Origin of the sequence: Ornithinibacillus sp. 4-3, from assembly GCF_040958695.1 — a bacterium.
Lineage (GTDB): Bacteria > Bacillota > Bacilli > Bacillales > Amphibacillaceae > CALAMD01.
On record NZ_CP162599.1, the window covers coordinates 3,200,964 to 3,215,998 of the forward strand.

General features: G+C 37.1%; 11 protein-coding genes. 2 read left to right on the forward strand and 9 right to left on the reverse strand.

All coding sequences use genetic code 11. The features are described from left to right. Window positions 1-7 precede the first annotated feature (7 nt). Entirely contained in the window at window positions 8-766 is a 759-nt protein-coding gene (locus AB4Y30_RS15625; RefSeq protein ID WP_368653104.1) for a hypothetical protein, read from the reverse strand. A 306-nt stretch (window positions 767-1,072) separates the two neighbouring features. Between AB4Y30_RS15625 and AB4Y30_RS15630 the strand changes: the two genes are divergently transcribed. Continuing rightward, on the forward strand, window positions 1,073-1,720 hold the full coding sequence (locus tag AB4Y30_RS15630) for a TetR/AcrR family transcriptional regulator (protein ID WP_368653105.1): 648 nt from the start codon (window positions 1,073-1,075) through the stop codon (window positions 1,718-1,720). After that, entirely contained in the window at window positions 1,707-2,366 is a 660-nt protein-coding gene (locus tag AB4Y30_RS15635) for an MBL fold metallo-hydrolase (protein ID WP_368653106.1), read from the forward strand. The genes AB4Y30_RS15630 and AB4Y30_RS15635 overlap by 14 nt, the downstream gene beginning before the upstream one ends. Window positions 2,367-2,424: 58 nt before the next feature. Here the strand turns inward: AB4Y30_RS15635 and AB4Y30_RS15640 are convergent, their stop codons facing one another. The 8 genes from AB4Y30_RS15640 to AB4Y30_RS15675 form a co-directional block, all read right to left on the reverse strand. After that, window positions 2,425-3,768, reverse strand: a complete 1,344-nt coding sequence (locus AB4Y30_RS15640) for an aspartate aminotransferase family protein (protein WP_368653107.1) — start codon at window positions 3,766-3,768, stop codon at window positions 2,425-2,427. Window positions 3,769-3,864: 96 nt separating this feature from the next. Continuing rightward, on the reverse strand, window positions 3,865-5,328 hold the full coding sequence (locus tag AB4Y30_RS15645) for a CoA-acylating methylmalonate-semialdehyde dehydrogenase (protein ID WP_368653108.1): 1,464 nt from the start codon (window positions 5,326-5,328) through the stop codon (window positions 3,865-3,867). 436 nt (window positions 5,329-5,764) lie between these two features. Continuing rightward, on the reverse strand, window positions 5,765-7,330 hold the full coding sequence (locus tag AB4Y30_RS15650; RefSeq protein ID WP_368653109.1) for a hydantoinase/oxoprolinase N-terminal domain-containing protein: 1,566 nt from the start codon (window positions 7,328-7,330) through the stop codon (window positions 5,765-5,767). Continuing rightward, the gene (locus AB4Y30_RS15655; RefSeq protein WP_368653110.1) at window positions 7,330-8,424 is read right to left on the reverse strand and encodes a DUF917 domain-containing protein; all 1,095 of its coding nucleotides are present in this window, start codon (window positions 8,422-8,424) and stop codon (window positions 7,330-7,332) included. The genes AB4Y30_RS15650 and AB4Y30_RS15655 overlap by 1 nt, the downstream gene beginning before the upstream one ends. A gap of 64 nt (window positions 8,425-8,488) precedes the next feature. Then, a complete protein-coding gene (locus AB4Y30_RS15660) occupies window positions 8,489-10,078 on the reverse strand; it encodes an ABC transporter substrate-binding protein (RefSeq protein WP_368653111.1) in 1,590 nt (529 codons plus the stop codon). A gap of 330 nt (window positions 10,079-10,408) precedes the next feature. Continuing rightward, on the reverse strand, window positions 10,409-12,010 hold the full coding sequence (locus AB4Y30_RS15665) for an amidohydrolase (RefSeq protein WP_368653112.1): 1,602 nt from the start codon (window positions 12,008-12,010) through the stop codon (window positions 10,409-10,411). Between the two features lie 132 nt (window positions 12,011-12,142). Beyond that, complete coding sequence (locus AB4Y30_RS15670; protein WP_368653113.1) at window positions 12,143-13,201, reverse strand: C45 family autoproteolytic acyltransferase/hydolase; 1,059 nt, start codon at window positions 13,199-13,201, stop codon at window positions 12,143-12,145. Window positions 13,202-13,275: 74 nt separating this feature from the next. Next, the gene (locus AB4Y30_RS15675) at window positions 13,276-14,886 is read right to left on the reverse strand and encodes an amidohydrolase (RefSeq protein ID WP_368653114.1); all 1,611 of its coding nucleotides are present in this window, start codon (window positions 14,884-14,886) and stop codon (window positions 13,276-13,278) included. Between the last annotated feature and the right edge of the window lie 149 nt (window positions 14,887-15,035).

Genomic DNA, 15,035 nt, shown 5'->3' on the forward strand with positions numbered 1-15,035 from the left:
AAATTATTTATTCTTCTTTCTTTTTCTCTATGGATAATTCCTGCTTAGCCTGTTCTATCGTAGAGTTGATGAATTCCAGCGCTGAATACTTATGCTTAACATCCGGTTTCATGATAACTGGAGGTGAATCAAGAAAGCGGAGAGAAATTGTTGTTCGTGTGCTCTGTTCTTCCTTGCTAACTGCTTCTGATATAGAAGTCTTATCCAGCGGAATAAGAATAGACAGCCATTCAACCCTGCCTTGTTTATCACATTTTAATTCACAGGTAAGCGTTTTTGTAGATAATCCAACAACATTGTCCTCTAAGGCCTGTGTTGCTTGAATACATGTAGAGGCTGGTTGCTTGGCAATATATTGCTCCATATTAATTGATAATCGGAAATAAGCGGGTTCCAGGACTGTTGCTTGTTCTATTCCTTGTAACCAGAATAAAGGCGCTAAGTGAGAAGCATCCCAGCCTGAACTCCCTGTTTCAAAAGCTGTCCATTGTTTATCTTGATTATCCACTTCCATCAGATGATAGATAACACCTTGGTGAAAAAGCGAAAGAATTTCATTAGTACCTATTTGTTCTTTTCCATCTATTTCGGCATCAGAAAATTCAAATGTATCTTTACTCGTATATGATATATTTTGAAAATCAACAGCTCCATAACTTCGACTAAGTACACCTTCTGCTTTTGTTTCCACTTTAAAAAGTGCGCCTGGCTGGTTCAAGGTCAGGTTAATTGATTCACGTATTTTCATTAAATCCACTTCAGACATTACTTACATCTCCTGTCCTTTTAGCAAATTCTTTCATAAGCTTTTCATATATTTTTATACTCATCATCACTACATTTTTCTTTCTGTTTATGTAAAAATTCCGACTCTTAGACTTATTCCCTTAATCAAACTCTAGCTTTATAGATAATACAGGGCCATTCTTAAATACTATATTCATATTATAGCATTATTACATATAATACTAAATTTCATGAAATCCATTGCAATTACTAACCAATGGTTATATACTATGAATATAACCATTGGTTAGTACAAATTTTAAATATATTAAGAGGAGCTTTTTTAATGGTGATCAAGAAAGAGCAACGTGCTCAAGAAACAAAAAATTTGATTTTAAAGGCAGCTGGCAAGCTTTTTTCGATAAAAGGGTATGATGCTGTAACGATGAGAGAAATTGCAAAAGAAGCCGGCTGTTCTCATACAACCATTTATTTATATTTCAAAGATAAAGAAGCTCTATTACATCAACTGGCAATGCCTACCTTGCAAAAGCTGTATACACAGCTAAGTGCGCTCTTAAAATCCGAGGAAGCAACCTCCCTAGATAAACTTAAAAATATTAGTCATGTATATATCATCTTTGGTTTAGAAAATCAAAACATGTATTCTGTTTTAATTAACGCCAAGTCGTCAAAGGTAGATGAAGCACAGCCAGAATTGGAAATAAATAAACTTCGAATTAAGTTGTTTGAAATGTTAATGGAAGCATTACAACATTGTCTATCTATTCCAAAAGGAGAACAATTACTAACTTACACACGGATTTTTTATTATCACTTAAACGGGATATTAACTACCTATTCCTATATGCATGAGTCCTTAGACACTTTGCTAGATAGGCTAACACCAACCTTTGATCTTTCTATAGAAATATTAATTGCGGGATTTAGAAAAAATACCGAAGAAAGAAGCGAATACAATGAAAGCAACTAGGATTTCAGAACATATTTGGAGCTTAAAAATCTGGCTTCTTATTCCTATACATGTATGGATTATAGTTGATAAAGATGGAGTTACGCTCATTGATGCAGGAATTTCAACGATGGCAAAACCGATTATGAATTTTATTAGAAAGCTCGATGCTGGTCCATTGCAAAGCATTTTATTAACTCATGGTCATTCTGATCATACAGGCTCTATCAATAAATTATTATCCAAAACAAAAGTTCCTGTTTATGCACATCAAAAAGAAATTCCTTACATGGCAGGTAATCTTCCTTATCCAAGAAGGAAAAAGGCAGTTAAAACTGTAGCAAAAGATGTTGTTCAACCATTAGGAACGAATACAGATGGAAGTCTAAAACAAATTGCTGGCCTTACTCCTTATCTCACACCAGGCCATTCTCCAGGACATGTTGCTTATTATCATGAGCTAGATCAAGTATTACTTGCAGGTGATCTTTTTACTTCTAAAAAAGGAAAACTGCGAAAGCCTATGGCCATGTTCACTGCAGATATGGATGAAGCAATAAGAAGCAGTGCTATTGTAGAACAGCTAAATCCAATAATGCTCGAGGTTTGTCATGGAAATACTGTTTATGATCCAGCAAGTCAAATGAAGGCATATTTAAGTTCGTAGCATAAAAAAACTCCAATAAGATAGCTATGGCTATCTTATTGGAGTTAAATATATTTCTTTAGATTTGTGCAAATGCTTCTTTAACAACTTTAACGACGAAATCAATTTCTTCTTCATTAATATTTAATGGCGGAGAAAGGGCAAAAATATTATTGAATCCATCTACGGTATCCATATTACTTCCTACAAGCACACCATTTTCCTTACAATAACCAACTACTTTTGCAAGCTTATCAACTTTTGCTGGTTCTTTTGTTTCTTTATCCTCTACTAGCTCGATACCAACTAATAATCCTTTTCCACGAATATGTCCTACATGTGGATGATTATTTAAGTCTGCTAGTTTTTCTAAAAGTTTCTCTCCCATTTCCTTAGAGCGATCAATTAAGCCTTCTTCTTCATAAATTTCTAAGTTTCTAAGTGCCAGGGCACACGCAGCAGCATTTCCTCCAAATGTATTTACATGACGGAAATGGTCATAGTTTTCCGTTCCTTGGAATGCTTCATAAATTTCACGACGAACCGCAGTAACAGATAATGGTAGATAACCACTTGTAATTCCTTTTGCCATTGTTACAATATCAGGCTGTACCCCATAATTTTGGAATCCAAATTTCTTTCCAGTTCTACCAAATCCACAAATTACTTCATCCGCAATTAACAATGCGCCATGCTTTTCGCAAATTTCCTTCACGCGTGGCATATAGCTTTCATGTGGAACAATAACTCCTCCACCTGTAATAATCGGCTCCATAATCACTGCCGCAACTGTTTCAGATAGCTCATAATTCATCACACGATCAATCTCATCAGCAGTAGCTATACTTTGCTCCTCTAACGTTCCTTGATACGGGCTACGATAAATATCAGGTGGTGTTACATGTAAAAATCCAGGTGCAAGTGGTTCATATTGAATTTTACGCTGTGCTTGACCAGTTGCAGCTAGTGCCCCCATTGTATTCCCATGATAAGCACGGTAACGAGCAATAAACTTATGGCGTCCAGGCTCTCCACGGTGTGCATGATATTGACGAGCAAGCTTGAAAGCTACCTCATTTGCTTCAGATCCACTGTTTGAATAGAACAGCACATAATCATCTTCTAGCCATTCATTCAACTTTTCGCCAAGCTTAATTGCTGGGATATTAGACTGTGTCATTGGATAATATGGCATTGTTTTTAATTGTTCATAAGCAGCCTCTGCTAGCTCATCACGACCATAACCTGCGTTCACACACCATAACCCAGCCATTGCATCTAAATATTTTTTACCAGTAACATCTGTTAACCAAACGCCATCCGCTTTCTCCACCACGATAGATGATCCGTCTGGGTTATAGCGACGCATCGCATGCCATATATATTTTTTATCTTTCTCCAATATGTCTTTATGATCTCCCATTTTTCTCGCCCCTTTAACTTTTTTGAATATTTATAAAGTAAAATTTGCGGAAAAGAGAGGAGAGACCCGTTTAAAGTCCTCTCCCTCTTTCCTGTATTACAAACGTGATGTAATCATTTTCTTACGTGTATAGAAATTCACGCCGTCTTTACCATTTGCATGTAAATCACCATAGAATGAATCCTTCCAACCAGAGAATGGGAAGAATGCCATTGGAGCCGGAACACCTAAATTAACTCCTAGCATACCTGCATCAATTGTTTCCCTGAAGGTACGGATTGCACTTGCATTTGTCGTAAAGAGGCATGCACCATTTGCAAAATTAGATTCATTTGTCAGTTCGATTGCATCTTCTAATGTTTCTACACGTACAACAGATAATACTGGAGCAAAAATTTCTTCCTGCCAGATTTTCATATCTGTTTTAACATTATCGAAAATAGTTGGTCCAACGAAATAGCCTTCGTCATCACTTTCTTTATCTTTACGTCCATCCCGAACTAAAGTTGCTCCTTCTTCAATTCCTGTTTCAATATAACCTAATGTTTTATCTTTATGAGAATCACGGATAACTGGTCCTAAGAAAATACCATCTTCTAAACCATTACCGATTTTAATATCATCTGCCGCTTTATTTAATTTCTCAACAAGCTTCTCTGCAACATCACCTACTGCCACGACTACCGAACATGCCATACAACGCTCTCCTGCTGAACCATATGCAGCACTAATAATTTGATTCACTGCTTCATCTAACTCTGCATCTGGAAGAACGATAGAATGGTTTTTTGCTCCAGAAAGAGCTTGGACACGCTTGCCTTGTTTTGCAGCATTTTCATATACGTATTTTGCAACAGGCTGAGAACCAACAAAAGAAATAGCTCTTACATCCTTGTGCTCAATTAATCCATTAACAACATCATGAGCACCATGAACGATATTGAACACACCTGCTGGTAAACCTGCTTCTACTAAAAGCTCAGCTAAACGATTTGCAAGTAATGGTGTCCGCTCAGATGGCTTTAATACAAATGTATTACCACAAGCAATTGCTAATGGGAACATCCAGCATGGAACCATCATCGGGAAGTTAAATGGTGTAATACCACCCACTACTCCAATTGGATAACGGAACATTTGTGATTCTATATTAGTTGCAATTGTTGATAGATTATCTCCCATCATCAAGGTTGGCGCACCACATGCAAATTCCACACATTCAATGCCACGTTGTACCTCTCCGTAGGATTCAGAAAATGCTTTCCCATTTTCGATAGTAATTAGACGAGCTAGCTCATCCTGATGATCGATTAATAATTGTTGATATTTAAAAAGAATACGTGCTCTTCTTGGCACTGCTGTGTTGCTCCAAGATGTATATGCTTCTTTAGCAACCGCGACAGCGTCATCCAAATCTTCTCTTGTAGAGATAGGTACCTGACATAAAATTTCTTCTGTTGCTGGGTTTGGCACAGCATCATACTGCGAGGTGCGTGGTTCCACCCATTCTCCATTAATAAAATTCTTTAGTTTTTCTCCTGCTGCTGAAACTCCACTCACAGTTAAAACCTCCTCGAAACAAAATTTATTTTTAGGATAGAAATTACAATGTTTTAGATTGGTTATTATCGAATATAAATTGTCAAAATACCCGCTCCGGAAATATACTCCGCTTTCCATGGGCGGCTAGAGAGCCTCCTCGTGCTTGCGCACTCCGGGGTCTCACCTAGGCCTTCCTCCCATAGGAGTCTACGCATATTTCCTACGCTTTATTTTAATATCATTCGATTTTCAAACTAAAATCTTAATTTTATCTTAGCTTCTTTCCTACCCTCTAGCTTTTTAACAAAAAAACATATATCAAGCACTCCATCATCCCCATAAAAGCGCTATCATACATTTCCCCCATTATACCATTTGTAAAAGATTGCAGACTAGACAAAATGTTAAATGTAAAAAGAAAGTGAATACACAAAATGTCTTAGCATAGAACTGTTTATTCGATCCCCTTTAAATCCCCAGCTGCTTTAACACGAATTCGAGTTGCATTTCCTGGCAAATAGGCAAGCGGTACATCTTCTATATCAACTATTACAAGACGATCTGGATCTGCGCCAGCGGTTATTGCTTCTTGCTTAGCCATCTCTTTAGCTAATTCGACTGCCTTCTCTCTTCCTATGTCTTCTAATACATATATCTTTTCTATTTGCCCACTTACTTGGGCAATAGCTGATCCAATTGCATTTGCTACTCCTGAATGTTCCGGACGAATAACTTTTGACGCACCTTCTAATTTTTCTGGTAATAAGATGCTTCCTCCACCCACAAGTATCACTGGCACTGGATCTGCACTAGTTTTCATTCTGTCAATTGCTTCTTCTACTAACTCTACCATGCTCTGATAGATTTCATTTAAAACTTCCTGATTCATATGGGAAACCTTCGCAGGATCACCTAGTTGTGCTTTTCCTAGTCCTACTACGACATCTGTTGCAGTTAAAGTGGTTCCACCAAATATTAAGCTTTCTTTGGATAAATTATAACCAACACTATCTGGACCAATTGTAAAACTTCCATCGTCTTTTATACGAATAATCGTTCCTCCACCAAGACCAATGGAAAAGAGATCTGGCATCCTAAAATTAGTCCGTGCACCTCCAAGCTCTACTGCTATCGAAGATTCTCTTGGAAATGATTGCACTAATACACCAACATCAGAAGTAGTTCCGCCTACATCAACCACAATTGCATCAGAAAGATCGCTTAAGTAGGATGCTCCTCTAAGTGAATTCGTTGGTCCACATGCAACGGTAAATATTGGATATTTCACAGCGTATTCTACGGACATTAATGTTCCATCATTTTGTCCAAAAAATACTTTAGCTTGAATTCCTTCATTATGTAATGCTTTAACAAATCCATCTGCAGCTGTTTTAGCAACATCAATAACAGCCGCATTAAGAATCGTCGCATTTTCTCTTTCCAATAAACCAACAGAGCCGATTTCCGATGAAATAGAAATGGAAATTTCCTCTCCAAGTATCTTTCGCATAATTTCATATGCTTTATTTTCATGTGCTTGTGAAACAGGAGAGAACACTGAGGTAATTGCAATTGAATCTACTTTTCCTTTCACTTGCTCTGCTATTTCATATAAATGTTCTTCATCTAAATCAACAATTTCCCTACCGTCAAATTCGTGGCCACCTCGAACAATAAATGTGTATTTGCCAAGTGATTCCGAAAGATCCTGAGCCACACCAACTAATGGTTTAACTGCCAATGTTGCTGGAGCACCAATACGTATAATCGCTATTTTATTCAATCTTTTTCTTTCAACAATTGCATTAGTGCAGTGAGTCGTTCCAAGCATGGCATATTTTATCTTCTCTCTAGCTATTCCAGAGTCATTTACTACTTTTTTCAAAGCTTCATTGATACCTGTCGCTACATCGTCAGTTGTAGGTGACTTTGTTGTTGCTATTATTGTATTATCTTTGTCTAAAATAACTGCATCTGTATGGGTGCCCCCAACATCAATTCCTAAACGATATATTCCCATTATGATTCAGCTCCTTTCTTCATCAGCTCTTCAACCGGCACATAATCAACATCATAGCCAAAGTATTTTGGACCTACTGTAGCAATTCCTTTCTCTGTTCTCCATTTCGGATTGCAAGGCATACCAATTACAACACATCTAGCCCCATATTTGATTGCTTCAGTAGTAATAGGAAGAGCTGTTTCAGCATCAAGAACTGCTATTAAATCAGGTGTCACACATAATAATTCTTGTCCTTTTTTAGCGATTAAATGTTCATTTTGGAATCTAACTTCAAGTGTTTCCCCTCGATATGCATGAATCCCTTCAAACATTGCTAAACCTCTCGTAAAACCTGTTTCCGTTTTTCGATCAATATCACTTACTTTTCCATGAAATAATTCGAAACCATTTGTTACTTTTAATACTTCTTTTATCGGATCCACACCATTCTCCTTAGCAAGTCTAATGGCCTTTCCTATATCTTCCTCTAATTGCAAAATACTTCTAATCCCGCTCTTTTTAATGTCTTTTCCAGTCATTGGATATATAGCTGTTGTTGCTCTTCCACCCATTTGAATCGTAGCACTTCGAGCGAGTCTTTCCGTCCAAACATTATCAACCGTATTCAATATAATTGAATTTCCCCGCTCATCCGCAAGAGCCATTGGCGTTGTAGAAACACCATCTAAGTGGAAGGTAACCATTTGTAACTCCGGAAAAGCTCTCCCCATTCCATCCACATCAACAACAGGTAAGCCTAGTTTCGCCCCTAATATTAAAGGCAGCATAGAATTCATTCCACCTGCTTCGATTGGCATTGTTGCATAAATCTTCTGTCCTAAATATGACTCCAAGCTTTCAAATGCTGCCTGTGCTTCATCACCACTAGGAAGCTTTTCTGCTGAAACTGTCGGGGCTCCCATTCCCGCTGAAGGTACAACTAATACTTCATCAGGCACTTCATCTACATCTAATAAGGTAATTTCTCCATAATCCTTAACAGCTTGTATTGCCATTAATTTTCCTACATATGGATTACCTCCACCGCCAGTTCCAAGTATTGCTGCTCCAACAGCAATATCTTCAATTTCTTGTTCACCTATTTTTCTCATTGCTTGATTACCTCCTTGAAGTATTTTCAATTCAAATTTCCAGCATTTCGACCGGATCTGAAATTTATTCCTCATTTACCTTAGTATTCCATAAAGGCATCATAATTGGCCGATCCATTACTTGAAGCCCTTCTATACTACTTTTAGCTGCCATAATAATTGGAACCGAACCAAATTGAGTAAACGGAACATACTCTGTCCAAGCATATCCTTGTAATTCGTCCCACTTTTCCTTCCCTTCACTTAAGGAATCAGAACTTATAATTTCTTCTAGTAAACCAGCAATCTTTGTATCATCTGTCCATCCCGGCCAATTTGGCGCAAGAGAAACAAGTGTGGATGGAACAGCCGGATAATTTATCCCAGCAGTTACGATGTCCCAATAATCCGGATCATCCCGTCTCTCAATATGTGCAGCCCAATCAAACACCTCTAGATTTACATTCATTCCCAATTGATTTAATTGTTCCTGCACAATCACGGCAATATCATAGTGATAAGGTATATCTCGATTGGACAATAATGTAATTTCTTCTCCATTATACCCTGCCTCTTCTAGCAATTGTTTTGCCTTTTCCGTATTATTTTGGTTAAATCCCTCTTGACCAGCCTCACTATACCAATTTACAACCTTCTCATTCATATAACTTGAACCAAATCCATAAAGCTCCTCACTAGCAAATGCTCCTAGCATAATATCCGATGCATTCAACGCTGCATTAACAGCTTGTCTCATTTTAACATCCGAAAATAATCCCTCTTTTTTATTATAAACGAGATTCATTGTACCGAAATAGGCACTATACACATTAAAATTCGGATCGTTTTTCACCTGGTCATAATGGTCAAAAGCAATACTATACGCGATATCAAATTCTCCTGTCTGAAGCCCTGTTAATAAAGTAGATGGATCCTGTGTTTTATAAAAATATAAATCCTTCACTAGTGCTTCTTTTTTCCCTGCTAAACCATCGGCAGGAGAGTCATCAAAAGTATAATCATCAAACCTTGCAAGATGGACATATTGATCTTGTAGCCAATCTACAAATTGAAATGGCCCAGTTCCAACATATTCTTTTACAAAATCGTCACCCGCATCTTCAATAATTTCTTTTGGCATGATTGCAGGGAAAAAATCTTGCCCAGCAAGAAGATCCAATAAATCCAATCTTGGATTTTGTAATTGTAAAACGACTGTATAGTCATCCTGAGTTTCAAATGCTGCATCATGGAGATGCTCCTGTGCAATCGTTGATCTTTCCTTCCATCTGTTCATAGAAGCAAGAACATCCTCTGCTTTCATCTCTTTTCCATTATGGAATTGTACTCCTTCTCGTAATTTAAATGTATATGTTTTTCCATCTTCACTCTTTTCTACAGATTCAGCTAACATTGGAACTGGTTGATAATCTGCATTAAGCGTAATCAGCGTTTCATAAATATGAATAGCTACATCTCGTGTAAGCGCATCTCCAGTTGTATGTACATCAAGTGTTGTTGGTTGAGAAGTGATAGCTATTTTTAATTCAGCATCCGTATTTTCAGCCACTTGTGTTTCATCATTTTCTTTTGTTGAATCATTTGATTGACTACATCCTAAAATAGACAAAAGTATTATTGCCATGATGAATATCAATATATTTCTACCGTTCATTTTAAACACCCTCCTAGTTAGTTGAATAATGTTGCTGGGTATTGCACTACAAATTTTGTATCCTTATAGTTCTTTTAACATCCTTTCCTAGTTGTTTTGATCTTGGATACATTTGTATAAACTACTGCAAATTAACATCCTATAATTACATTTGTTCATTCTATTTTATATAATATGAAAAGTCAATAAATTCAAAATAATAACTTTCTATGATCGGAAAAGGGATAATAATATTAAAAATAAGTTCCGTTGAAACAAAAAATAACCCCAAATTAATGGAGTTATTTTTATCTTCACTTATATTTAACAGTTAAAAATGTTCAATTTTCTCTAACGCTGATAAACAACTTCACCGTCAATAATTGTACATTCTACTTGAATGTCTAGTATTTCATCTGTTTTTGCATTTAAGATAGAACGGTCTAAAATAACTAAATCTGCTAGTTTACCAACTTCTAAACTACCTTTCATATCTTCATCAAATGAAGCATACGCAGAATTAATCGTATACATACGCAATGCTTCTGTTAGATTGATTTTCTGATTTGGCCCAACCTCTTGTCCCGTTTGTGATTTACGAACTAGCGCACTATGAATACCGCGCATTGGCGCAAAGTCTGTTACAGGACTGTCTGATGTAATCGCTGCTGGGATTCCAGCTTCTAAGTAATCTTTCAATGGAAACATATGGTTTGTACGCTCGCCATAGTTCTTTAAATAGCCGTCCCCATATTCATATAAGAAAGCCGGATTTGGTGTAGGAACAACTCCTTGGGCTTTCATTCTTTCGATTAAATCTGGTGTTGCAACTCCAGCATGCTCAATTCGATGTCTTGCGTTTGGACGTGGACATTCTTCATTCGCCTTCTCAATTGTGCTTAATATCATGTCAATTGCCGCATCTCCTTGGGCATGTACAGTAATTTGCCATCCTTGTTTATGTGCCTCCACAAAAAGACCGTCTACTAAATCTTGCTCATAATAACGGACACCATAATCATTAGGATCACTTGTATATGGCTCTTTTGTCCAAATCGTTGGACCACTACTACTACCGTCCAAGAAAAGTTTTACAGGACCTATTTTAAAGTATTCATTTCCTAACCCTGTATAAATTCCTGATTGAAGCATCTTCTCAACAAGCGCTTCTCCATTCACCGCTGAACCAATCATTGTATATAAACGTGGCTTTAAGTTTCGAGTTAAAGATGCTCTTTGCAATGCTCGTAAATTAGCAGGACTAGAAATAGATGCATCATGAATCGTTGTAATTCCTTTTTCAATTAATAAATCAGAAGCAATAGCTAGTGCACGATCAAATTCTTCCTCTGTTAATGCTGACTTTTTAGCAATTGGCGCTCCTGCTGTTTCAATTAAGACACCTGTTAATTCACCGTTTTCATCTTTGACAATAATACCTCCTTCAGGATCAGGAGTATCTTTAGTGATACCTGCTAATTCTAAAGCAAGCGTATTTACCATCTTAATATGTCCGCAAGCACGAGTAACCACAATAGGATGATCTGTTGAAACAGAATCTAGCTCTTCTTTTGTCGGATAACGCTTTTCTGTCATTTTCTGGTCATTATAGCCCCAAGCACGAATCCAGCTACCTTTGGCTTCTTTCTCTGCCGCTTTTCTTAAATCCATTAATAAATCTTCAATAGAAACAATGTGCTCTTCTTTACAGGAAACGGATAATGTATTTAGACCAATTGTTGTAACATGCAGATGGGCATCAATTAATCCAGGCATCAATGTTCTTCCTGCTAAATCAACAATCTCTGACTCATCCGTTTTCAAAGCTAATATCTCATCATTTGATCCAACAGCAATGATTTTATTCCCACAAATTGCTGCCGCTTCCTTTACTTCATTCTCTTCATTTACTGTGATGACTTCCCCATTGATAAATAACGTTTGTTTATCCATTTTGCATCTCCTTCATTTTTTCTTGCAGATTGATTGACTGTAAGATTTCATATTGAGATAGATTTATTTATCTAAGATAGAGCCTTTACTGCTGGAAGATTCACTCTATCTTATAGTTTTCATGAAATATCTTTAAGGACGCCCTTCTCCATAACCATGTTCACATGGATTTCCTTTTAACCATGTCAGCTTACGATCTGTTAAATTCATCGCAATACTAAAGACTGTTCTTGTTTGCATTTGAATAGGTTGTGTTGGATCTGGGTGACGACAAATTGAACTTGGATAGCCTTCATGATTAGCAAGCACATGAAAAAAGTCATCTGCTGTTAAATCTCGCTTATCAATTCCCTCCACCAACCTATCTATTGTTTCAAGGCGGGACGTAGAATCTGGGATTGGAGTTTCTTGAATAAGCTTTAACATATTTGCTGAGCATAAATGATTTGTATGTGTTAACATCCCATTCACTGTTTGAATCGTATCTGTTTGAATTGGAGAAACCTCCATACTCACCATTCCTTCTGCAGCTGAAGCAATCATAAAATGGGCAGGAGATGCCATTTGATTATGATCAACCTTTTTCACAGCTTCCTTTAAGGAAGTCGACTCTAAAATTGCACGAAGCCCAAGATGAATTGGCACTTTCACTCCCCATACATTAGTAATTAATGCATTAAGCCCAACCCCGACTCCGGCAGAATTACAACCAATTTTCCCAATGATTCCTGCTTCTGTAATCATTTCAATGATCGGCAATCCTTTCTGCTCGATTTGTAAATAAACAAGTGAGTCGATTTGCGATGCACGCCAATCCCAGTTTTGAGCAAGCCATGTCTTGGTTGTCTTAGGCTTGGACAAAGCAAATGTAGTACAACCATCTGGTGCATTCGTTAATGCAATTTCACTTCTTGCATTCAATGCTAAAATATCTTCAAATGTTACGCCAGCTCCCTTAGCAAGCCCTTCCATTTCATCTAAATAACGGGAATTGTATTTTTCAATTGCATCAAGATGCTGCTTCGCTTTTTCAATTGCTTGCTGCCATGTTATAAATGCTGTATCCTCAAACATTTTCGCATATGTCTGAATGCTCGTATGAATCTTTTCCTTTACTGCCTCACCATGCTGAAATCCAATTTCGTACGGTGTTCCCTTTAAGATTATTTTCTTTTCATTCTCCATTCCCATATTTGCCATCCCCTTTCTTCTAGTTCATTTTCCACCTGTTAGTGGAGCTAATCTATATTTTCGCATCTATTACTTTATGATTCGCGCTGGTAAACAATTTCCCCACCAATCATTGTATATGCTACTTGAACATCCAATAGTTCTTCTGTTTCAACCTCCAGTAATGCACGATCAAAAATAACTAAATCAGCTAGCTTGCCAACTTCAATACTTCCTTTTATCTCTTCATCAAATGAAGCATGTGCTGCATTTATCGTATACATACGAATTGCATCCATTAAATCGATACTTTGGTTAGCACCTACTTCTTGACCATCAAAGGCTTTACGAGTTAGCGCAGCATGAATTCCCCGCATTGGTGCAAAATCTGTCACCGGGCTATCTGACGTAATTGCCGCTGGAATTTCAGCTTCTAAATAATCTTTCAGCGGAAACATATGGTTCGTTCTTTCTCCATAGTTCTTCAAATACCCATCTCCAAATTCATATAGAAAAGCTGGATTTGGTGTTGGAATAATTCCTTGCTTCTTCATTCTTTCAATCAAATCAGGTGTCGCAATTCCTGCATGTTCAATACGGTGTCTTGCATTAGGACGCGGGCATACTTCATTTGCTTTTTCGATTGTATTTAAAATCATATCAATTGCGGCATCGCCTTGCGCATGCACAGTGATTTGCCAGCCTTGCTTATGAGCTTCCACAAATAATTTATCAACAAATTCCTGCTCATAATAATGAACTCCGTAATTGTTCGGATCACTTGTGTAAGGCTCTTTTGTCCATATTGTCGGTCCACTGCTACTGCCATCTAAGAAAAGCTTCACAGGTCCTATCTTGTATTTTTCATTTCCTAAGCCTGTATAGATGCCAGCATCAAGCATACGTTCAACAATTATTTCCGCATTATTCAAAGCTCCAACCATTGCATAAACACGCGGTTTTAAAAGCCCCTCTAATGCAGCTTTTTGTAGTGCACGCATATTTCTTGGTCCAAAGCTTGTCGCATCATGAATAGAAGTTATCCCTTTTTCTACTAATAAATCCGAAGCAATTGCATGTGCTTTATCTAATTCCTCATCTGAAAAAGAAGCTAGTGCTAATAGATTCATATGAGCATTTTCAATTAATAAACCTGTCAAATCTCCCTGCTCATTCTTCTCATAAATACCTCCTTCTGGGTTAGGTGTGTTTTTATCAATACCAGCCAGTTGAAGTGTATATGAATTTGCTACAGAGATATGCGTGCATGTTCTGACAACCAAAATGGGATGTTCCTTAGAAATAGCGTCTAATTCTTCGATGGTTGGATAACGCTTTTCTGCAATTTTTGATTCATTAAACCCCCAAGCACGAATCCATTCTCCTTTTGGAGTGTTCTCTTTTGCCTTCCTTAAATCAGTTAAAATATCTTCTATGGAATGAATATGTTCTGCTTTACAAGAGACAGATAAAGTATTTGTTCCAATCGTTGTCACATGAAGATGTGCATCGATTAGTCCGGGAGTTAGTGTTTTACCAGCTAAATCAATTACTTCTGCTTCTCCATCTTCATTTAAAGCTAAAACTTCCTCTGTTGTACCAACTGCTAAAATCTTATCTCCTTTCACCGCAACCGCTTCTACTACATCATTGTTAGCGTTTACAGTAACAACCTCACCATTAATAAATAATTTAACTTTCTCCAATGCATCACACCTCAAATACTTTTACAATATAAAGTTGAAATATTTTTACTTTTTATATTAATTTAATTTTGCACCTTCTCCCTCGCTTCCGTCAAGTTTTACTTATGCGAAATAAGAAGGAAAGCCTATATGCGAATAAGCAAGGAATT

Coding starts and splice junctions, on each gene's coding strand:
- AB4Y30_RS15665 (WP_368653112.1), bottom strand. CDS start 12,010: ATGGATAAACAAACGTTATTTATCAATGGGGAAGTCATCACAGTAAAT.
- AB4Y30_RS15625 (WP_368653104.1), bottom strand. CDS start 766: ATGTCTGAAGTGGATTTAATGAAAATACGTGAATCAATTAACCTGACC.
- AB4Y30_RS15630 (WP_368653105.1), top strand. CDS start 1,073: ATGGTGATCAAGAAAGAGCAACGTGCTCAAGAAACAAAAAATTTGATT.
- AB4Y30_RS15660 (WP_368653111.1), bottom strand. CDS start 10,078: ATGAACGGTAGAAATATATTGATATTCATCATGGCAATAATACTTTTG.
- AB4Y30_RS15670 (WP_368653113.1), bottom strand. CDS start 13,201: ATGGGAATGGAGAATGAAAAGAAAATAATCTTAAAGGGAACACCGTAC.
- AB4Y30_RS15655 (WP_368653110.1), bottom strand. CDS start 8,424: ATGAGAAAAATAGGTGAACAAGAAATTGAAGATATTGCTGTTGGAGCA.
- AB4Y30_RS15650 (WP_368653109.1), bottom strand. CDS start 7,330: ATGGGAATATATCGTTTAGGAATTGATGTTGGGGGCACCCATACAGAT.
- AB4Y30_RS15640 (WP_368653107.1), bottom strand. CDS start 3,768: ATGGGAGATCATAAAGACATATTGGAGAAAGATAAAAAATATATATGG.
- AB4Y30_RS15635 (WP_368653106.1), top strand. CDS start 1,707: ATGAAAGCAACTAGGATTTCAGAACATATTTGGAGCTTAAAAATCTGG.